Here is a 20,112-nt window from a genome sequence, read left to right as displayed (position 1 = left end):
GGAGTCCACCTGACCGGGCCCCACGCACGCGGCGAGGAGGAACAGGACCAGCCCCGCCGGCCACAGAGCTGCTCGGGTCATCGGGGGCGAGGGTCCTGCATGACGTCGTCGACGGCGGCGCGAATGCGGCGGCGAAAGGTCTTGACGGAGAACGATTCGGCTCTGGTCCGCACAGCGGCCTGATCGAGCGGTACGACCGCGGCACGTCGGACCGCCGCTCGCAGCGCTGTCACATCGTCGCTCGGCACGAGCCAGCCGGTGACCCCGGGTTCTACGATGTCCAGCGCGCCGCCCCGATCGACCGAGATCACCGGCGCCCCGCAGGCCTGTGCCTCGGCCATGGAGATCCCGAAGTCCTCGTCGGCCGGAAAGACCATGGCCCGGCACTGCCGGTAGAGCTGGAGCAGGGTGGCGTCGTCAACCTTGCCCAGGAAGGTCACGTTCGGAGTTGCGCGGGCTCGCAGCTCCGGGCCCATGTGGCCGTCGCCGACCACGATCAACCGGTGCGGCAGCCCGGCGAACGCTTCCACTGCAAGATCGGCGCGCTTGTAGCCGACGAGACGCCCGACGTAGAGGAAATCCTCGCCGCGCTCGCCACCGGGAGTGAAACGTTCGGTGTCGACAGGCGGATGCACCACTTCAGCGGTGCGACCGTAGTACCGGTGGATCCGTTCCGCCACGGCTGTGGAGTTGGCGACGAACCGGGTGACCCGGTCGGAGGTCCGGCGATCCCATCGGCGGAACCCGGCCATGAGTGCTCGGGCGGGCACTCGTGTCGGGAGGGGGAACCGGGCCTTCTCGCCGTTGAAATCCCAGGCGTAGCGCATGGGTGTGTGGCAGTAGGAGAGGTGTGGGATCCCGTCAGCGACCCGCACCGCCTTCGCGCAGGCGTGGCTGCTGCTGATGACGACCTCGACGTTTGACAGCGGGGGCCGCGCCCGCCAGGCCAGCGGCATGAGCGGCAGACTCCACTCGTGGTGCTCAACTGCGCCCGGCAGCCGCTGCAGGAAGGACGGCTCGGCTCGCCCGAGCAGCTCGGGCAGGTGGTCGGGCCGTACGAGGGCCGCGCTCAGTGTCGCCTCGGGGAAAACGGTGAGCAACTGCTCGACGACACGCTCGGACCCGGCGTAGGTCACCAGCCAATCGTGGGCGATCGCGACCCGCGGGCGAGTGCCGGCTGGGCTCGTGGTGGGCGCGCTCGTCGGTTCAGTGCTGGCCACTGCGGACAACCTCGCGTGTCGTCAGAAGGATGATCTTCAGGTCGAGCCACAGCGACCAGTTGGCGATGTAGTAGTTGTCGTAGCGGCATCGGTCGGCGATGGACGTGTCTCCGCGCAGACCGTTGACCTGCGCCAGTCCCGTCAGGCCTGCCGGCACCCGGTGTCTGGCCCAGTACCGGTCGTGCACCTGGGAGAACTCGGCGACGAACCCGGGGCGCTCCGGGCGCGGGCCCACCAGGCTCATGTCGCCGCGGAGGATGTTCCACAGCTGGGGGAGCTCGTCGATTGACGTGCGACGCAGCACCCGGCCGACCGGACCGATCCGCGGGTCGCCCGCGATGTTCCATCGGGTCTGTGACTCGACCTCGTCGACCGGCCGCATGCTGCGCAACTTGAGCAGGGGGAAGATGCGGCCGTCGAGGCCGACCCGGTCCTGTCGGAAAAGGATCGGCCGACCGCTCTCGGCCACCACCGCGATGGCGGCCGCGACCAGCATCGGGGACAGCAGGACCAGGGCGATCGCGGCCAACAGCGAGTCGAGGCCGCGCTTGATCCACCAGCTGGGCCGCTCGGTCGGGGCCGTGGCCAGGCGCACCAGTGGGTAGCCGCGCAACCGCTCGATGTCGGCGGAGTCGGAGTAGAGCTCCCACATCCTCGGGACCGTGAGAATGGTGGCACCCCGGCTGTGCGCAGTGATCGCCGCGTCGACGATCTGCGCGTCTGTGGCGTTGGTGTAGGCAAGCACCACAACACCGGTGCGTTCCGCGGTGATCGCCTCGTCCAGCGTGCCGGTGAGCAACGGTAGCGGGAGGTCGGTGCCGTGTGCGGGCGGGGACGGATCGATGAAGCCGGTCGGGAGCAGGCCGAACTCCGGCATGTCCAGCATCGAGCGGGCCAGGTCGACGCCGAGCGAGCCGGTGCCGAGCACGATCGTCCGCTCGCCGCGGCCGAAGCGCCTGCGGGCCCAGCGGCTGATCTGGAAGACCGCGGCCCGGGGCAACGCGCCGATCAGGAAGAAGAGACCGACGGTGACGCCGATGGCGCGAATCGCGCTGTCGTGCTCTCCCAGTACGACGGCCAGGGCTGCGACCAGTCCGAACGTGGCGGCTGCGCTCGTGATCGAGCGGGGCAGATCGTGGTAGTAGGACAGCCACAGGCGGCGTCGGTAGAGACGGGCGGCGACCCGGATGCCGATCATCGCGACTCCCAGGACCAGCGCCCACCCCCATCCCGGGGCGGCGAGCAGAACGGCGGTCAGTGCGGCGCCGAGATCGGTGGCGACCAGTAGCACCGCGACTCCGCTGACACGCTCGCCGAGCGGTCGGTCGGCTCGTCCGCGGGCCGGGCCGGCATGCGCGGCGAGGGTCGGTCCGGGACCGCCGGGGCCAATAGGCGTCGTTGCGGGCTGGGCCTGAACCGTGCGGCTGGTAGCCGTCGGCGTCTCGGTGGTCGTCAAGTCCCACCTCTCCCGGTCGAGGGCCTCACTGCCGCTGTGTACGCAAAGTTATAACGTGTACGACTCACTCGGCATTCGGGCTACCAGCTCTCCACCGATGCCGAGCGGGTCGGTCGGGATAGTGCTCGTCCCTATGCCACGCGGTGTTACCGAGGTGTGAGGCTGCTCTCCCGAGTTGGAGTTGACCTCATCTGTCGATGCGCTCTGACAGGTGGGTGCAGGTCGAGTCGTCGACGGGTCGGCTCAGGTTCAGTGCCTGCCCGTAACGGAATTGGTCGATGCGGCGAGGCCACCATGACATCACCAACGGTGACAGACTCCGCCTCGAACAGGTGAATCAGATGATCGAACGAACGTTCGTACAGTCCGCCGTGGTCAGCTCCCTGCCCACGCAGGCCGGGCCGGTCCCGTCGACAGGCGGGGTGGCCCACGTCGTGCTCCCCGCCTTCAACGAGGAGGGCTCGCTCCCCGCGCTGCTCGCCCGGCTGGCGCAGACCGCCCGCACCGAACGGCTCGTCGCGTGGGTCATCGACGACGGCTCGGCCGACCGCACCGCCGAGATCGCCACCGCCGGGGAACCCGGCCTCGACGTCCGGCTGGTCTCGCACCCGCAGAACCTCGGGCTGGGCCAGGCCGTGCAGTCCGGGATCCGCGCGGTGCTCGCCGCGGCCGACCCCGACGACTTCGTGGTCGTCATGGACGCCGACGACACCCACGACCCCGGGATGATCCGCGTCCTGCACGACGGCCTCGACGCCGGCGCCGACGTCGTCATCTGCTCGCGGTTCGTCGAGGGCGGCGACGACTCCACCGCCCCGCCGTTCCGGCGCCTGCTCTCCCGCGGTGCCGCGGTCACCTTCCGCAGCGCGCTGCGCGTGGAGGGCGTCAACGACTTCACCAGCGGCTTCCGGGCCTACCGCGTGAGCGTCCTGGCCCGTGCGGCCAAGCACTGGGGCGAGCGGCTCGTCGAGGAGCAGGGCTTCGCCTGCATGGTCGAGCTGCTGCTCAAGCTGCGACACTGCAACCCCGTCATCACGGAGGTGCCGCTCGTGCTCCAGTACGACCGCAAGCAGGGTGCGAGCAAGCTGCGCCTCAAGCGCACCATCGGCCAGTACGTGAAGCTGCTGGTGCGCGACCGCCTCGCGCCCGCGCCGTACCGGGCGCTCTGACGTCGTGGCGCACGTCGTCGTCGTGGGCGGCGGGATCTCGGGTCTCGCCGCCGCGCACCGTCTCACCCGCGCCGGCGTCGGCGTCACGCTGCTGGAGGCGTCCGACCAGCTCGGCGGGCTCGGCACGTTCTTCGAGCGCGAGGGCCGCACGATCGAGCGGTTCTACCACTGCGTCATGCCGAGCGACGAGCACCTGCTCCCGCTGCTCGGCGAGCTCGGCCTGGCCGAGTCGCTGACGTGGGCGCCCACCTACATGGGCATGGTCGTGGAGGGGGAGCGTCACCCGTTCAACACCGCTCTGGACCTGCTGCGCTTCACCCCGCTCACCTTCCTGCAGCGCATCCGGTTCGGCCTGGTGTCGGTCCTGCTGCGGTTCCTGGGGAAGGGCAGGGACCTCGACAACCTGCGCATCGAGGACTGGCTGCGCCGCCTCTACGGCGAGGTCATCTGGGAGCGGATCTTCTCGCCGATGATGGGGTCGAAGTTCGGGGCGAAGTTCGGCGACGTCCCCGCCCTCTACATCTGGCAGCGGCTGGGCCGGGAGAAGAACGTGGCCGTCCGCGGCTACCCGTCCGGCGGCTACGAGTCGATCATCGACGCGCTGCGCGCCGCGATCGAGGCCGGCGGCGGCACCGTGCGCACCGGCGCCCCGGTCGCGGCCCTGTCCGCGGGCGCCGACGGCGTCACCGTCGACCTGGCGTCGGGGGAGCGGATCGCGGCCGACTGGGCGATCTCCACGCTGCCCCTGCCCACGCTGCGCGCGGTCGCCGACGCGGCGCTGGCCCCCGCACTGCCGACGGTGCAGCTCGCCTACCAGGGCGTCGTCAACGTGCTGTTCTTCCTGCGCCGCGGCCTCGACGGGCACTACTGGGCCCCGGTGCTGCACTCCGGCACCGACTTCGACGGCGTCATCGAGATGTCGGCGCTCACCGGCACCCTCGACGGCCTGCACCTGGTGTACGCGATGCACTACTGCGACCGCACCAGCGAGCTCTACCGCACCGACCCCGACGAGATCGCCCGCCGCTGGACCGCGCAGCTGCTCGCGACCTACCCCGACCTGCTCACCGCCGACGACGTCGTCGACGTGCGGGTGTTCACCGCGCCCTTCGTGGAGCCGGTGTACCCGCTGGGCTACGGGACCGCCAAGCCCGCGGTCGAGGTGCCCGGCACGCGCCTGCTGCTGGCCACCACCGCGCAGATCTACCCGGAGGTCACGAGCTGGAACTCCAGCACGGGCCTGTCGAACCGCGTGGTCGACGGCCTGCTGACCCGCGTCGCCGCCGACGCACCTGCGCGCGTCTGAGTAGCCGCGCCGATATCACACTTACGTAACCCGCCCTCGCTATGGTCTGATTCGCCAGGGAGGTGGTCGCGTGAAGCATCGACAACCGGACCCCACCGGTACCGACCCCGAGCCAGGGGAGGTGCCGGGGATCGCGCCGATGCCGGGCGTGATCCCGACGGGGTCCCGGGTACTGCTCCTCAATGCCACCTTCGAACCGCTGGCGGTCGTCACCGCCAAGCGCGCCGTGGTGCTGATGCTCACCGGCAAGGCCGAGTGCGTGGAAGCCGCCGTCGGCAGCGCGTTCCACTCCGAGAACCTCACGCTCCCCGCCCCGTCGGTCATGCGCCTGTCCCGGTACGTGCGCGTCCCCTACCGCCGGGCCGTCCCGATGACCCGCGCCGGCGTGCTGCGCCGCGACGGCCGCCGCTGTGCCTACTGCGACCGCCGCGCCGACACCATCGACCACGTCGTCCCGCGCAGCCGCGGCGGGGTCCACTCGTGGGACAACTGCGTCGCCGCCTGCAAGGCGTGCAACTCCAGGAAGGCCGACCGCATGCTCGACGAGCTGGGCTGGACGCTGCCGTTCGTGCCGCGCCCGCCGAACCGGGCCGCGGGCGGGATCCTGGTGCTCGCGGTCGAGCCCCTGCCGTCCTGGGAGCCGTGGCTGACGTCCGCCGCGTGATGCCCGGATGGACGCACCGTGAACGGACTCACGTGTCGCTTCTCACCCATACGGGTAACGAACGCCGCTGAACGGTCGATGGGCCGGATGACGGATACGCCGTGCAGCCGCACGGACGCCGCGTCCACCACACGAGTGATGCCTGATGACAGAGATCGCCGACGCCGTCGGCTCGCGCGCCCGCGACTTCTCCGCCCTCACGGGGCCGCTCACGCGGCTGAAGGCCGGCCACCCGTACCGGGTGACCTACCGCAGCCTCGACCGCGAGGCCGGACTGCGGCGCCGCACCGGGACCGTACTCCTGGGTGTCCTCGTCGTCGCGTTCGACATGCTGTTCGTGGCGTGGTTGCTGACCCCGGCCCACTTCCCGTGGGTCGCCGACCTGGAGACGCCGTCGCCGGTCGACGTAGTGCTGATCGCGTCGATCGCCGTCGTCGAGGTGTTCCGGCTGCTCAACCTCATCTCGCTGGCGCTCGCGTCGGTGATCGTGCGTGACCCGGTCCCGATCGAGCCGGCCGGTGACCTCCGCGTCGCGTTCCTGACCACGATCGTCCCGGGCAAGGAGCCCGTCGACATGGTGCGGACGACGCTGGAGGCGGCGCTGCGCATCCGCTACACCGGCACCCTCGACGTCTGGCTGCTCGACGAGGGCGACGACCCGTTCGTCGCGCAGATGTGCCGCGAGATCGGCGTGCGCCACTTCAGCCGCAAGGACGTGGCGGCGTACAACACCGAGGCCGGCGAGTTCCGGGCGCGGACCAAGCACGGCAACTACAACGCCTGGATCGACCGGCACGGCCACGGCTACGACGTGTTCCTCTCCGTCGACCCCGACCACGTGCCGCTCCCGAGCTACGCCGAGCGGATGCTGGGCTACTTCCGCGACCCCGACGTCGCGTTCGTCGCCGGTCCGCAGGCCTACGCCAACAGCGAGAGCTTCATCGCGCGCTCCGCGGAGTCGCAGCAGTTCCCGTTCCACAGCCTGATCCAGCGCGCGGCCAACACCCACCGCGCCGCGATGCTGGTCGGCACGAACAACGCCGTGCGCATCGACGCCCTGCGCAGCATCGGCGGCATCCAGGACTCGATCACCGAGGACATGGCCACCGGCCTCGCGCTGCACGCCCGGCGCAACCCCGCCACCGGTCGCCGGTGGGACTCGGTCTACACGCCCGACGTCGTCGCGCTCGGGGAGGGCCCGACCAGCTGGGGCGACTACTTCGGCCAGCAGCTGCGCTGGTCGCGCGGCACGCTGGAGATCTTCGGCGGCGTCTTCTGGCGGCGGGCGCGGCGACTGCCCCCGCGGCGCGGGCTGCACTACCTGCTGCTGATGACCTTCTACCCGTCGATGGCGCTGTCCTGGGTGCTCGGCTCGATCAACGCGATCATGTGCCTGGTGGTCGGGGCGACCGGCCTGGTCGTCTCGCCGACGATCTGGCTCGCGCTCTACGTCGACGTCCTGCTCGCCCAGCTGTGGATCTTCGTCCGGAACCGGCGCTACAACGTCAGCCCGGTCGAGACCGAGGGCTCGCCCGGCCTGGTCGGGATCTTCATGTCCCTGCTGTCCGCCCCGCTGTTCGCGGCGTCGCTGGTGCAGACGGTGCTGGGCAGGCAGACCCGCTTCGTCGTGACGCCCAAGGGCGCCGCCGCGGGCGTCGACGGCCTGTGGACCTTCCGCCTGCACCTGGGCTGGGCCGCGCTGATGGGCGGGGCGCTGTGCGTCGCGGCCCTGCGCGGCAGCCTGCGGATCGAGGTCCTGCTCTGGCCGATGACGGTCCTGCTGATCTGCCTGGCCCCCGTCGTGCACTGGCTCAGCCGCCGCCGGTTCCGCCCCGACCTCGACGAGGTCGTCCCCGTCCCGATCGTCGTGCCGGCGCAGACCCGCCGGACCGTCTCCGAGGAGGCAGCGTCGTGATGCGCGCCCTGCGCCGCACCGTGGCGCTGCTCCTGCGCTTCCGCAGGCCGATCCTGGTCCTCACCGTGCCGACGCTGCTCGTCGCGGTCAACTTCGCGCCCGCCGTCGCGCTGGTGGCCGACTACCGGCACTACGCCATGGTCAACAGCCCGGAGTACCAGCGCCAGTACGGCCGCTGGGACGTCGTCGAGCTGCCCTCGGACATGCGCGTCAACGCGATCCACGCGGCGCTGCTGCCCAGCGGCAAGCTGCTGGTCATCGCCGGTTCCGGCAACGACCAGGAGAACTTCGACGCCGGCACGTTCAGCACGCTGCTCTACGACCCGGCCACCGGTGCCACCAGCCTCGTCCCCACCCCGTCGGACCTGTTCTGCGGCGGGCACGCGTTCCTGGCGAACGGCAACCTGCTCGTCGCGGGCGGCACCGAGCGCTACGAGGTGCTCGCCGAGGACGTCACGAGGGCCGCGGGCGGGATGCTCGTCAAGAACGAGAACCCGGACTATCCCCGTGAGCTGCCGCGCGGCACGGTGTTCGTCTCCGAGGCGGGGCTGCGCTACGTCAGCACCGCCGACCTGACGTTGCCCCCCGCCGCCAAGGAGACGACCGGGCAGGGCCGCAACACCACGACGACGGTCACCGCGAGCGAGGGCCGGGTGTGGATCGAGGCGGAGCAGGAGGGCCCGGAGTACGCCACGGACACGCAGGTCCAGTACACCGTGGACGGCCTCGTCGGGCGGGAGGCGACCGAGGTCTACGGCCTGACGCAGTCGACGACGTTCGACAAGCAGGAGTTCCAGGGCATCGCCGACACCTACGAGTTCGACCCGGTCGCGGAGCAGTACGTCCGCGTCGGCGACCTCGTCCACCCGCGCTGGTACCCGACGCTCGCCGGGCTGCCCGGCGGCGGCGTCATCGCGGTGTCGGGGCTCGACGGCACCGGTGAGGTGCTCGACGGCCAGAACGAGACCTACGACCCGGCGACGCGGACCTGGACCGAACGCCCGGACCTGCGCCAGTACTTCCCGACCTACCCCGCGCTGTTCGGGACCTCGGGCGGTGACCTGTTCTACTCCGGCTCCAACGCCGGGTACGGCCCCGACGACCGCGGCCGCGACCCCGCCTTCTGGGACCTCGACGAGAACGTGCTCACCCCCGTGCCCGGCATCCGCGACGCCGACCAGCTCGAGACCAGCGCGTCGTCATGGCTCGGGCCGGTGCAGGACCAGCGGATCATGGTCGTCGGCGGTGGCGGGGTGGGTGACGAGGAGCGCTCGACCGGGCGCATCGACGTCGTCGACCTCGACGTCCCGGCGCCCGCGTTCACGCCGGCCACCGACCTGCCGCAGGGCACCCGCTACCCGAACCTGGTGCAGCTGCCCGACGACAGCACGCTGATCACCGGCGGCTCGGTGGGCTACCGAGGCAACGGGCAGAGCGACATCCTGCAGGCCTACACGCTGGGCACCGACGGCGAGCTGACCGACGTCGCCGACCCGACGGTCGGGCGCGACTACCACTCCGAGGCGCTGCTGCTGCCCGACGGCCGCGTCATGACGCTGGGCTCGAACCCGCTGTTCCGGGACGCGGAGAACACCACCCCCGGGCGGTTCGAGCGACGCCTGGAGATCTTCACGCCGCCGTACCTGTTCCAGGGTGACGTGCGGCCGGAGATCACCGACGCGCCGGCCGAGGCCGGGCGCGGCACCACGATGGCGGTGTCGACGCCCGACCCCGCGGCGATCGCGGGGGCCCGGCTGATCCGGCCGAGCGCGGTCACCCACGGCACGGACACCGAGCAGCGCTCCGTCGCGCTCGACATCACCGCCCGCTCCGACGGTGGGCTCGACCTCGCCGTCCCCGCGGCGGAGACGTTGGTTCCGTCGGGTTACTACATGTTGTTCCTGGTGAACGCCGACGGCACGCCGTCGACGGCGCGGTGGGTGCGGGTGCCGTGACGGGTCCACGAACGGAGGACCGTGCGGTGGGGGCCGGGTAGCCGGTGCCAGAATCACCCGTGCCCCGCCGACGACGCGCCGCGCCCGCGCTGCTGCTCGCCTCCGCCGCCCTGTTCTTCGGGGCCTGCGCGGGTTCCGTGCCCGCGCCGGTCGCGCTGCCCTCGCCCACCGGCTTCTACGTCGACCCGGAGTCCCCGGCCGCCGTGCAGGCCCGGGAGTGGTCGGCCCAGGGCCGCACGGCCGACGCGGCGCTGATCGACCGGATCGCCGCCCAGCCGGTGCCGCAGTGGCTGACCGCCCCCACCGGGCAGGTCGGGGCGCAGGTCTCCGGGTACGTCGACCGGGCGCGGTCGGTGGGGCAGATCCCGCTGCTGGTGCCCTACCACGTGCCCGACCGCGACTGCGGGAGCTTCTCCGGCGGCGGGGCCGTCGACGCCGAGGACTACCGGGCCTGGATCCGGGAGGTCGCGGCGGAGCTGCGCGACGGCCCGGCCACGGTGGTGCTCGAACCCGACGCCGTCCCGCACGAGCTCGCCGGCTGCGCCGACTCCGGGGCCGGGCGCGCGGAACTGCTCTCCGACGCCGTCACCGTGCTCAAGGCCGCGGGTCAGGTCACCGTCTACGTCGACGCGGGCAACCCCGGCTTCATCACCGACGTCGACGCGCTCGCCGGCGCCCTGCGCGCCAGCGGCGTCGGCGCGGCCGACGGGTTCGCCCTCAACGTCGCCAACTTCTGGCCCGACGCCGACGTCGTCGCGTTCGGCAGGGAGATCTCCGCGCGCCTGGGCGGCGCACACTTCGTCGTCGACTCCGGCCGCAACGGCAACGGCCGGGTCACCGACGAGAACGTCGACGGCGGTCCGAGCTTCTGCAACCCGCCCGGCCGCGCGGTGGGCCGCGTCCCGACCCTGGAGACGGGCGACCCGCTCGTCGACGGATACCTGTGGATCAAGCGGGTGGGGGAGAGCGACGGGGCGTGCCGTCCGGGGGAGCCGGTGGCGGGGCGGTGGTGGCCGGAGTACGCGCTGGGCCTGGTCGAGCGCGCGGGGGGCTGATGCGCCGCACGGCCTCCATGTCCTGCCGGTCAGCGCGTCGAACGGTCCGGTCGTCGCTCGACCAGCCGTCACGGGCAACCCCGACGGCATGCTGACGCCCGGTCACGAAGGTGGTCCTCGGAGGCGTCGGGAGCGGACATGGCGGTGCTCGGCTGGGTGATGGGCCTGGGGACGTTGTGGATCGTGTGCGCATGCACGGTCGGCCTCGTGCTCGGAGGGGTGATCCTCCGTTCCGGAGTGGCGCGCGTGGCGCCGATCGCCGCCGTCTCCCTCCGGACCGGCCGCCGGCCCGTGGCCGACCTCGTTCCGTCACCGCGCACCGCGTCGGCCCCGCGCCGGGAGCCGTCCCCGGGATGCGGCCGCACCGACCGTCCGGCGGGCCGCGGGCGCATCTGAGAGTCGGAAGTCGCACTGCGCGTGAACCGAAGTACTGCTCCCGTGCGTACTAATGCGGTGACGAAGCGTCTCCAGGAGCCATAGGGTCACGAAGGGTGCGACCCGATCAGGTGATCATCGTCGCCGTCGGGTGGAGGTCTCCGTCACGTCGGCGTGTCGCCTCGACCTGCGGATCCATGGTTCCGTCGGCTGAATCGGGTCATGAACGTGACCCAGGTCACGTAACAGCGCGCCACGTTCTGCGTTGAGTAGGTGGGGGACTTTTCAGGGGCCGTGTCAGGCGCGCCGAAGTTCGTGCGCGACGACGCGGATCACTGCAAGGAGGATGTGTTGAGCAGCGAGGTCGGGACCGGTCCAATGCCGGTCGTGGGGGAACCACGGGTAGTCCGGGGTGACCTCGGGAATGCGCACGGCCGGCCGGCCGTGGAGGCTCCGCGCACGTCGTGGGAAGGGCGTTACACCGCCCTGGTGGTGCTGGCGGACGTGCTGGTCGTCGGCGTGCTGACGCTGCTGGGCGGCTGGATCAGCTCGGTGCACCTCGGTGTGCCCGCCATGCCGAACGCCTGGGGCCTCGCCGGCATCGCCGGTCTGCTCACCCTGATCAGCCTGTGGGTCTGGCGGGCCTGGGAGCCCCGGACGCTCGGCCAGGGCTCCGAGGAGTTCAGTTCGGTCCTGCGTGGCACCATCACCAGCCTGGTCCTGCTCGGCCTGTTCGGTCTCGCGTTCGAGCTCAGCTCCGTGCGCCCGTGGGCCTTCGCCTTCATCCCGATCATCGGCCTGGCCGTCGCGGCCACCCGTTACCTCATGCGGCGCGCGCTGCACCGGCGCCGGTTCACCGGGCAGTGCATGCACCGCGTGCTCGCCGTCGGCACCCCGCAGTCGATCGCCGAGCTCGTCGTCCGGACCCGCGACAACCCCCACTTCGGCTGGGAGGTCGCCGGGGCCTGTACCGCGAGCGGCCGCGGCCTGGGTGGCGACGCCACGATCGCCGGCGTCCCCGTGGTGGGCGACCTCGAGGCCCTGCACCGTGTCGTCGAGGCCGGGCACTACCGGGTCGTCGCCGTCACGCCGACGCCCGACTGGTCGCCGCGGCGGCTGCAGCGCCTGTCCTGGGAGTTCGAGAACTCGCAGGCCGAGATCGTCGTCGACCCGGGCCTGCTCGAGGTCGCGGGGCCGCGCCTGCACGTCAAGCCGGTCGACGGGCTGCCGCTGCTGCGCCTCACGGAGCCGCGGTTCAGCGGCATCGCGAAGGTCATGAAGGGCTGCTTCGACCGCTTCTGCGCGGTCCTGCTGCTGATCATGCTGGTGCCCCTGCTGGTCGGGGTGGCCGTCGCGGTGAAGCTCGACGGCGGGCCGGTGTTCTTCCGCCAGATCCGGGTCGGGCGCCACGGCGAGACGTTCCGGATGGTGAAGTTCCGGTCGATGGTCGTCGATGCGGAGAAGCTGCGCGCCGACCTGGTCACGATGAACGAGGGCGCCGGGCCGCTGTTCAAGATGCGCCGCGACCCCCGGATCACCGCGGTCGGGCAGTGGCTGCGCCGCTACTCCCTCGACGAGCTCCCGCAGCTGTTCAACGTGCTCGGCGGGTCGATGTCGCTGGTCGGGCCGCGCCCGCCGCTGCCGGCCGAGGTCGAGGGCTACTCCACCGAGACCCACCGCCGCCTGCACGTCCGCCCCGGGCTCACGGGTCTGTGGCAGGTCAGCGGGCGCAGCGACCTGTCGTGGGACGAGTCGATCCGGCTCGACCTGCGCTACGTCGAGAACTGGTCCCTCGCCCTCGACGCCCTGATCCTGTGGAAGACCGTCGGGGCCGTGCTCCGCGGCGACGGCGCCTACTAGCGCCGCGCCGGCCGCCCCAGCGGGTGGCAGGTGAACCCGGCCCGGCGCAGCACGTCGGGGTCGAGCAGGTTGCGGGTGTCCACGACGACCGGCCGCACGGTCAGCCCCGCGAGTGCGGCCCAGTCGAGCGTGCGGAACTGCGGCCACTCGGTGAGCACCACCAGCGCCTCGACGTCCTTGGCCGCGTCCACGGCGCTCCCGACCAGCTCGATGCCGTCGAGGCCGGGGTCGGTGCGCCCCGGCGGCACGGCGGGGTCGTAGGCCACCAGCTCAGCACCGGCCTGGCGCAGCAGCGCGGCCACGGCGAGGGCGGGGGACTCGCGGACGTCGTCGGTGCCCGCCTTGAAGGTGAGCCCGAGCAGCCCGATCCGGCACCGCGACAGCGACCCCCGACGGCTGCCGGTCACCGCGAGCCGCACCTTGTCGACCATGCGCCGGCGCTGGCGGACGTTCGTGTCGATCGCCGCGCGGACGATCCGGAACTCGAAGTCGGCCGCGTCGGCCGACTCCAGCAGCGCGTGCGTGTCCTTGGGCAGGGTGGCGCCGCCCCAGCCGGGGCCGGGGGACAGGAACGCCTGCCCGATCCGGCGGTCGTGCCCGATGCCCTCGGTGACGTCGCGGACGTCGGCGCCGACCCGCTCGCACAGCTCGGCGAGCGCGTTGACGTAGCTCACCTTGAGCGCCAGGAACGCGTTGGCGGCGTACTTGACGAGCTCCGCGCTCGCCGCGTCCGTGAGCACCGTCGGGGCGCCCAGTCGCGAGTACAGCGCGGCCACCCGCTCCGCGGCGTCCTGTTCGTCGCAGCCGACCACGATCCGGTCCGGGTGCCGGAAGTCGTGCACCGCGCTGCCCTCGCGCAGGAACTCCGGGTTGCTGACGACCGGCACGTCGGCGCGGCCCAGCAGCTCGCGCACCCGCAGCGAGGTGCCCACCGGCACCGTCGACTTGGTGACGAGCACGCAGCCCGGGACCAGGTGCGGACCGATCTCCTCGACGGTCACCTGCAGCGCGTCCAGGTCGGCGACCCCGCCGATCCCGACGGGGGTGGGTACGCACAGGATCACGACCTCGACGTCCCCGCGCGGCGACGTCAGCGCCGCCGTCGCGCTCGTGGCGAACGTGAGGCGCCCGGCGGCGAGCCCCTCGTCGAGGAGTTCGGGCAGGTCGGGCTCGCGGAGGTCGACCTCGCCCGCCCGCAGGCGCGCGATCCGCTCCGGGTCGGGGTCGACGCACGTCACGTAGTGACCGAGTGCGGCGAGGCAGGCTCCGGTGGTGAGGCCGACGTACCCGGCCCCGACGACGGTGATGCGGCGGGCGAACACGCGCCGACGGTACTGCGTACGGCCGATCCTTTCGTCGACGCTCCCCGTGCGCTCGGCGCAGATCACCGTGGGCTGCCGAATGATCCCGATCGTCATGCTTTCGGGTGATAGGTTCGCCTGCGGTCATGCCCCCGCCGGGTACGCTCCCCCCGCTTCGCCCGGCGCGAACCGTCACGAGGACATCTCACATGCGCGCTCCCGAGGCACCCCCGATCGAGCCGAGGCACCGTCGCGCCGCCACCACGACCGCGCCGCGGCGCGGCATCGGCGGGCGCTGGCTGCCGGTGGGTGTGGTCATGGCCGTGGCGATGGTCTGCGCCGGCGTGTACGTCGTCGACCAGTTGACGGTGCCCGAGCAGGTCGCCGAGCCGGATCTGCTCTCCCTCATCCCGCCGACGCCCGACGTGCCGCCGGTGCTCGCCGCGCCCGCCGCCGTCGACAGCGCGCCGAGCCCGGAGCCCGAGGCGACCGGCGCGGCGGAGCCGACCGAGGAGGCCGGGGAGTCCGAGGAGCCCGCCGCGACGAGTCCCACCCGCCGCCGCTCCACCGGCACCGCCCCCGGCGGCCTGCCGTGGCGCTCCGGTCTGGTGATCGGCACCCAGTCCGAGGTCGACCGGTGGGAGAGCTACCGCGGTCGCAGCATCGACGTCGTGCACGGGTTCACCGAGCGCGGCTCGTGGGAGGGCATCGAGTCCGCCAGCTGGATCCTCTCCGCCTGGGCCGACTCACCGCACGCGATCGTCATCTCCCAGCCGTTCTGGCCGGAGGGGTCCGGCGGGAGCCTGTCGGAGTGCGCGAGCGGCGGCTACAACGCCAACTGGGCCCGCTACGGCGAGGCGCTCAGCGCGGCGGGTCGCACCGATGCCTACACGCGCCTCGCGTGGGAGTTCAACGGCGACTGGTTCGAGTGGAGCGCCACCGACGTCGGCGCGTGGAAGCAGTGCTACCGCCAGGTCGTGCAGTCGGTCCGGTCCACGGCCCCCGGCGCGCGCTTCGAGTGGAACATGAACGCCCACGGCTCCGCGACGTCCGACGGCGACGCGTGGAAGTCCTACCCCGGCGACGACGTCGTCGACGTGGTCGGCATCGACCCCTACGACCACTACCCGGCATCCCCGTCCGCGGCCGCGTTCGACGAGCAGTGCACCGACAGCGAGGGCCTCTGCTCGGTCATCGACTTCGCGCGGGCCCACGGCAAGGGCGTCGGCGTCACGGAGTGGGGCATCATCAACTCCGGGATCGGCGACAACCCGGTCTACGTGGAGAAGATGTACGAGACGTTCCTGGCCGGCGCCGACGTCATGGAGTACGAGACGTACTTCAACGAGGACAACTTCTCCACCACGCTCGACCAGGGATCCAACCCGGAGTCGTCCGAGGTGTACCGCCGCCTCTGGGGCGGCTGACCCGCGAGCCGTGCTGCGCGGCCCGGGGTTGAGGGCACGCCGACGGGCGGCGGTCCGCTCGCGGATCCGGCTCAGCCCGTCATGATCGGCGTTCGGGAACGCGCGGCGGGCTCCGGCCTGCTGCCGGTTCCATGACGCCGATCATGGCGTGCGGCCGTCAGCACCGGACCGGTTCGACGACCTGCCGCCCCGACCCGGGACCGTTCCCTGGCCACTCGCGGGCGGGGAAACAGCGACTCGCGGGCGGGGAAACAGCGACTCGCGGGCGGGGAAACAGCGACTCGCGGGCGGGGAAACAGCGACTCGCGGGGTGGGTGTCAGGCCCGGGTCTTGGCCGTCTCCAGCACCACGTCGACCACCCGGCTGCGCTCGGCGTCGGTGAGATCGTTGGCCATCGGCAGGGCCAGCGCACCTGCGGCGAGGGCGTCGGAGACGGGGAGGTCGTTCTCCAGCAGCGCGCCCGCGTAGGCGGGATGGCGGTGCAGCGGGCGCTCGTAGTAGGCCGTGATGCCCACCTTCGCCTCGCGACCCGCGACGAGCAGGGCCTCGCGGGTGGCCGGGTCGGGGGCCTGCAGGTAGCCGGCCTGCCACGTGCCCCCTGCTGCACCGGTCTGGAACCGGAAGCCCGCGGGCTCCAGGTGCAGCCGGTAGTACTCGGCGGTGGCGCGGCGCGAGACCAGGACGTCGGCGTAGGTGTCGAGGACCGTCAGCGCGGTGGCCGCGTGCAGCTCGTCCATCTTCGCGTTGATACCGGGCAGCGAGGCCACCCGGCCCTCGGCGAAGCCGAACTGGCGGATGCCGTCGAACAGCCGGGCCAGCTCGGGGTCGCGGGTGGTGACCATCCCGGCCTCGCCCACGCCGAACGGCTTGGTGGCGTGGAAGGAGAAGACGTGGGTGTGCGCGCCGGTGCCGGTGCGTGCACCGCCCTCGTCGACCGCCCCGAACGCGGCAGCCGTGTCGACGACCAGCGGCACGCCCGCCGCCGCGCATGCCGCCGCCCAGCGGTCCTGCAGACCGGCCGGGGGAGGCGTGCCGAAGGTGTGGGTGGCGAGCACCGCGGCGACGTCGTCGCCGTGCTCGGCGAGCGCGCGCTCCAGCGCGGAGGGGTCGATCTGCCAGCTGTCGGGGTCGACGTCGACGAACAGCGGGCGGTAGCCCAGCGCCTCGACCGAGCCCGCGGTGGCGACGAACGTGTAGGCCGGCGTGATCACCAGGCCGCGCCCGCGGGTGCCCGCGTGGTGCGTGGCGCCCAGCACCGCGACGATGATGCCGCTGGTGGCGTTGTTGACCGGGATGCAGGTGACGCCGTCGAGGTAGTCGGACAGGCGCTCGCGCAGCAGCCGCTCGCACGGACCGCCGTTGGAGTAGAAGCGGGCCTGCTCGGCGAGCGTGAAGTACCGCTGCACCTCGGTGAGCGGGGGCAGCTGCGGGCGCAGGAACGGGACGGCGGCGGGGGCCTCGGTCACGGGGTGCCGCCCGCGGCCGACGGGATCACGACGGGGATGCCGTGGTCGTTGGCCCACTCGGCGGTCTCGCTGGCGACGGCCGCCCAGTCGATCTTCTGGGTGCGCGCGCTGAGCGCCCGCGGCGGGTCGTCCGGGGCCTCCATGTGGATGATCAGCTCCGGGTCGCTGCCGAGCAGCGCGCGACGGCGCCCCGCGCTGCGCATCGACAGCGGGATCGACGCGATCCGCAGTGCGCCGCGGACGTAGGACTTGGGCCACAGCGCGGGCGGGACCTCGCGGAAGGGCAGGAAGTCGCGGCGCAGGTGCTTCGCGGAGAACGGGGCGAGGCCCTGGATCGCCTTGCAGGTGGCGCTGTCCCAGGCCCCACCGGTGAGCGAGAAGTGGCGCAGCAGCCGGACGTCCTCGGAGAGCGCACGGCGGGTGATGCCGAACGTGCTGGTGGTGGCCGCGGCGCGGTACCAGGACACCTCGTCGACGTCGACGACCTGCCCGGTGCCCTCGGCGGCGGGCTCGGGGCGGATGACGGCCGTGCGCCGGCTGCGCGCGACGTCGATGGCCCGTGCGCCGTAGAGGGTGAAGTAGTCGGCGTCCGGCATCGCGGCCGAGCCGGCCACGAGCTGACGCAGCGCGTCGGGGACGTAGAGGTAGTCGTCCTCGGCGAGCCAGATGAGGTCGTTCGGCTCGCCGGAGCGCGCGTTCTCGTCGGCCAGCATCTCGCGGTAGGAGTTGGTGTCGCTGCCGCCCTTGCGGACCGACACGACCTCGCCGAAGCGCTCCATCACGCTCAGGCGCTCCTGCGGCATGTGCCCGTCGTTGATGAAGACCAGCTCGGGCGCGACGTCGAGCGCGTCGGCCGCCCTCAGCAGCGCGGCGAGCGCCAGCAGCTTGCTGTAGTACTCCGGGCGCGGCTTGGCGTTGTCGCCGCCGTAGGAGCGGTGCAGGACCCGCAGCGGGCGGGGGGTGGTCGTCATCGTCCTCCGTTCGGGACCGCGCCCAGCGAGGTCGCGACGTCCATCACGTACTTGCCGTAAGCCGACTTGGCGAGCTTCGCGCCGAGCGCATAGCAGGCGTCCGCGTCGATGTAGCCCATGCGCAGCGCGACCTCCTCCAGGCAGGCCACCCGGATGCCCTGCCGGTGCTCGAGGACCTGCATGTACTGCCCCGCGCCGAGCAGCGCGTCGTGCGTGCCGGTGTCGAGCCAGGCGAACCCGCGTCCCAGGTCGACCAGGCGCGCGCGGCCCTGCTCCAGGTAGACGCGGTTGACGTCGGTGATCTCGAGCTCGCCTCGGTCGGACGGCTTGAGGTCCTTCGCGATCTCGCAGACCTGCTCGTCGTAGAAGTACAGCCCGGTGATCGCGCGGTTGGACCGCGGCCGCTCGGGCTTCTCCTCCAACGAGATCAGCCTGCCGTGCTCGTCGGCCTCGCCGACGCCGTAGTTCTCCGGGTCGCGCACGGGGTAGCCGAACAGGACGCAGCCGTCCGCATCCGGTCCGATGCCGTCGACGCACTCGTGCAGCAGGTCGGAGAAGTTCGAGCCGTGGAACAGGTTGTCGCCCAGCACGAGGGCCGAGGTGTCGTCGCCCACGTGGTCGGCACCGATGACGAACGCCTCGGCGAGCCCGTTGGGCTCGGCCTGCTCCGCGTAGGTGATGTTCATGCCGTACCGCGTGCCGTCGCCGAGAAGGCGCTGGAATCCGGGCAGGTCGTGCGGGGTGCTGATCAGCAGGACGTCGCGGATGCCGGCGAGCATCAGCACCGACAGCGGGTGGTACACCATCGGCGTGTCGTAGACCGGGAGCAGCTGCTTGGAGACGGCGAGCGTGAGCGGGTGCAGCCGGGTGCCGCTGCCCCCGGCGAGGATGATGCCCTTCACGACTCCTCGAGCACCTCGTCGCCCAGCACCTTCTCCAGGCCCTCGATGTCGAGGATCCCGCCGCCGAGCTCGACGTCCTTGATGATCCGGTGCCAGCGGACGAGGTCCTTGTACCAGGACAGCGTGATCGTCTTCTCGGTCTGCTCGAGCGTGCCGTTCTCCAGCTTCTCGGCGATCTCCCGGGCCCCGTCGCGGGCCGTCAGCTCGGCCTTCCAGCCCAGGCTCTCGATCTTGTCGAACGCGACCTGGTAGGACCGGTGGTCGGCGTCGCCGTACCACTCGATCGTCGGCCGGCTCGCCATGCTGTCGGCGACCTCCTCGGCCAGCGGGCCGAGCTGGTAGTTGTTGGACTCGGAGCCGACGTTGAAGATCTCGCCGTTGACGCGCTCGACGGGCGCGGTGAGCATGAAGATCTGCGCACGGGCCGCGTCGCGCACGTGCACCATCGGCCGCCACTGGCTGCCGTCTCGCATGAGCGGCAGCACACCGTTCTTCCAGGCGCCGTAGGTCATGCCGTTGATCGCGAGGTCGAAGCGCATCCGCGGGCTGTAGCCGTAGACGGTGGCCTGCCGGAGCACGACGACGCAGAACTCGTCGGACGACAGCGCCAGCACACCGTGCTCGGCCTTCTCGTTGGCCTTCGCATACGTCGTGAGCGGGTTGGTGGGCTGCTCCTCGGAGCAGATCACCCCGGGCTCCTGGAAGCCGTAGATGCTGCACGAGGACGGCAGCACGTACCGCTGCACGCCGGCCTCGCGGGCCATGCGGGCGCAGCGCACGCGGGCCTGCTCGTTGATCTGGTACGTGGCGTCCTGGAAGAGCTCGCCGCTCGGGTCGTTGGAGATGGCCACGAGGTCGATCACCATGTCGACGCCGTCGAGGTGACCGGGCTCCAGCAGCCGGGCGTCGGTCTTGACGACCTCGAGGTTCTCGTGCGGGGCGAGGACGTCGTCGCCGAAGAACAGGCGGTCGACGGCCCGCACCGCGTATCCGTGCTCGAGCAGCATCGGGACCAACGTGGTTCCGATGTATCCCGCCGCTCCGGTGACGAGGACGCGTTGCATGCGGCT

At 71.9% G+C, this 20,112-nt stretch carries 15 protein-coding genes; 8 read left to right on the top strand and 7 right to left on the bottom strand.

Translation table 11 applies throughout. The features are described from left to right. Nucleotides 1-77 precede the first annotated feature (77 nt). Together I4I81_RS16080 and I4I81_RS16075 are read right to left on the bottom strand one after the other, a co-directional pair. Nucleotides 78-1,136, bottom strand: coding sequence for a glycosyltransferase (locus tag I4I81_RS16080; RefSeq protein WP_218601554.1), 1,059 nt, complete (start codon nucleotides 1,134-1,136; stop codon nucleotides 78-80). Nucleotides 1,137-1,206: 70 nt separating this feature from the next. Beyond that, entirely contained in the window at nucleotides 1,207-2,676 is a 1,470-nt protein-coding gene (locus tag I4I81_RS16075; protein ID WP_226363399.1) for a sugar transferase, read from the bottom strand. A gap of 341 nt (nucleotides 2,677-3,017) precedes the next feature. Between I4I81_RS16075 and I4I81_RS16070 the strand changes: the two genes are divergently transcribed. From I4I81_RS16070 to I4I81_RS16040, 7 genes are all read left to right on the top strand, one after another. Then, a complete protein-coding gene (locus tag I4I81_RS16070; RefSeq protein WP_218601556.1) occupies nucleotides 3,018-3,845 on the top strand; it encodes a glycosyltransferase in 828 nt (275 codons plus the stop codon). A gap of 4 nt (nucleotides 3,846-3,849) precedes the next feature. Beyond that, a complete protein-coding gene (locus I4I81_RS16065; RefSeq protein WP_218601557.1) occupies nucleotides 3,850-5,151 on the top strand; it encodes an FAD-dependent oxidoreductase in 1,302 nt (433 codons plus the stop codon). 70 nt (nucleotides 5,152-5,221) lie between these two features. Next, nucleotides 5,222-5,815 carry an HNH endonuclease gene (locus tag I4I81_RS16060; protein WP_226363398.1) on the top strand — a complete coding sequence of 198 codons (594 nt, stop codon included), beginning with the start codon at nucleotides 5,222-5,224 and terminating at the stop codon, nucleotides 5,813-5,815. 145 nt (nucleotides 5,816-5,960) lie between these two features. Further along, nucleotides 5,961-7,730 (top strand): glycosyltransferase family 2 protein, encoded by a 1,770-nt coding sequence (locus tag I4I81_RS16055; protein WP_218601558.1) that lies wholly within the window; start codon nucleotides 5,961-5,963, stop codon nucleotides 7,728-7,730. Next, nucleotides 7,730-9,685, top strand: a complete 1,956-nt coding sequence (gene glxA / locus I4I81_RS16050; RefSeq protein ID WP_218601565.1) for a radical copper oxidase GlxA — start codon at nucleotides 7,730-7,732, stop codon at nucleotides 9,683-9,685. Before I4I81_RS16055 ends, glxA begins: the two co-directional genes overlap by 1 nt. Nucleotides 9,686-9,744: 59 nt before the next feature. After that, nucleotides 9,745-10,740, top strand: coding sequence for a glycoside hydrolase family 6 protein (locus tag I4I81_RS16045; RefSeq protein ID WP_218601559.1), 996 nt, complete (start codon nucleotides 9,745-9,747; stop codon nucleotides 10,738-10,740). An 864-nt stretch (nucleotides 10,741-11,604) separates the two neighbouring features. Continuing rightward, on the top strand, nucleotides 11,605-12,975 hold the full coding sequence (locus I4I81_RS16040) for a sugar transferase (protein WP_226363397.1): 1,371 nt from the start codon (nucleotides 11,605-11,607) through the stop codon (nucleotides 12,973-12,975). On the opposite strand, the gene I4I81_RS16035 is transcribed toward I4I81_RS16040, so the two are convergent. Further along, nucleotides 12,972-14,297 carry a UDP-glucose dehydrogenase family protein gene (locus tag I4I81_RS16035; protein WP_218601560.1) on the bottom strand — a complete coding sequence of 442 codons (1,326 nt, stop codon included), beginning with the start codon at nucleotides 14,295-14,297 and terminating at the stop codon, nucleotides 12,972-12,974. The two genes, I4I81_RS16040 and I4I81_RS16035, sit on opposite strands and share 4 nt — an antisense overlap. A 188-nt stretch (nucleotides 14,298-14,485) precedes the next feature. Between I4I81_RS16035 and I4I81_RS16030 the strand changes: the two genes are divergently transcribed. Further along, nucleotides 14,486-15,703: a glycosyl hydrolase gene (locus tag I4I81_RS16030; RefSeq protein ID WP_218601561.1), complete on the top strand. Its 1,218-nt coding sequence runs from the start codon at nucleotides 14,486-14,488 to the stop codon at nucleotides 15,701-15,703. Between the two features lie 317 nt (nucleotides 15,704-16,020). On the opposite strand, the gene I4I81_RS16025 is transcribed toward I4I81_RS16030, so the two are convergent. From I4I81_RS16025 to I4I81_RS16010, 4 genes are read right to left on the bottom strand one after another with little or no spacing between them, the layout of a single operon-like run. After that, the gene (locus tag I4I81_RS16025; protein WP_218616143.1) at nucleotides 16,021-17,169 is read right to left on the bottom strand and encodes a DegT/DnrJ/EryC1/StrS family aminotransferase; all 1,149 of its coding nucleotides are present in this window, start codon (nucleotides 17,167-17,169) and stop codon (nucleotides 16,021-16,023) included. Beyond that, nucleotides 17,166-18,140: a hypothetical protein gene (locus tag I4I81_RS16020; RefSeq protein ID WP_218603022.1), complete on the bottom strand. Its 975-nt coding sequence runs from the start codon at nucleotides 18,138-18,140 to the stop codon at nucleotides 17,166-17,168. Before I4I81_RS16020 ends, I4I81_RS16025 begins: the two co-directional genes overlap by 4 nt. After that, on the bottom strand, nucleotides 18,137-19,042 hold the full coding sequence (gene rfbA / locus I4I81_RS16015; RefSeq protein WP_218603023.1) for a glucose-1-phosphate thymidylyltransferase RfbA: 906 nt from the start codon (nucleotides 19,040-19,042) through the stop codon (nucleotides 18,137-18,139). The genes I4I81_RS16020 and rfbA overlap by 4 nt, the downstream gene beginning before the upstream one ends. Further along, the gene (locus I4I81_RS16010; protein ID WP_218603024.1) at nucleotides 19,039-20,106 is read right to left on the bottom strand and encodes an NAD-dependent epimerase/dehydratase family protein; all 1,068 of its coding nucleotides are present in this window, start codon (nucleotides 20,104-20,106) and stop codon (nucleotides 19,039-19,041) included. Before I4I81_RS16010 ends, rfbA begins: the two co-directional genes overlap by 4 nt. Nucleotides 20,107-20,112 lie beyond the last annotated feature (6 nt).

The organism is Pseudonocardia abyssalis (assembly GCF_019263705.2).
GTDB classification, from domain to species: domain Bacteria; phylum Actinomycetota; class Actinomycetes; order Mycobacteriales; family Pseudonocardiaceae; genus Pseudonocardia; species Pseudonocardia abyssalis.
This window is presented reverse-complemented; position numbering and strand designations above follow the sequence as displayed.

What these genes read in the sequence shown, in the direction of transcription:
- I4I81_RS16055 (WP_218601558.1), top strand. Translation starts at nt 5,961, where the DNA reads ATGACAGAGATCGCCGACGCCGTCGGCTCGCGCGCCCGCGACTTCTCC.
- glxA (WP_218601565.1), top strand. Translation starts at nt 7,730, where the DNA reads ATGCGCGCCCTGCGCCGCACCGTGGCGCTGCTCCTGCGCTTCCGCAGG.
- I4I81_RS16010 (WP_218603024.1), bottom strand. Translation starts at nt 20,106, where the DNA reads ATGCAACGCGTCCTCGTCACCGGAGCGGCGGGATACATCGGAACCACG.
- I4I81_RS16030 (WP_218601561.1), top strand. Translation starts at nt 14,486, where the DNA reads ATGCGCGCTCCCGAGGCACCCCCGATCGAGCCGAGGCACCGTCGCGCC.
- I4I81_RS16070 (WP_218601556.1), top strand. Translation starts at nt 3,018, where the DNA reads ATGATCGAACGAACGTTCGTACAGTCCGCCGTGGTCAGCTCCCTGCCC.
- I4I81_RS16020 (WP_218603022.1), bottom strand. Translation starts at nt 18,140, where the DNA reads ATGACGACCACCCCCCGCCCGCTGCGGGTCCTGCACCGCTCCTACGGC.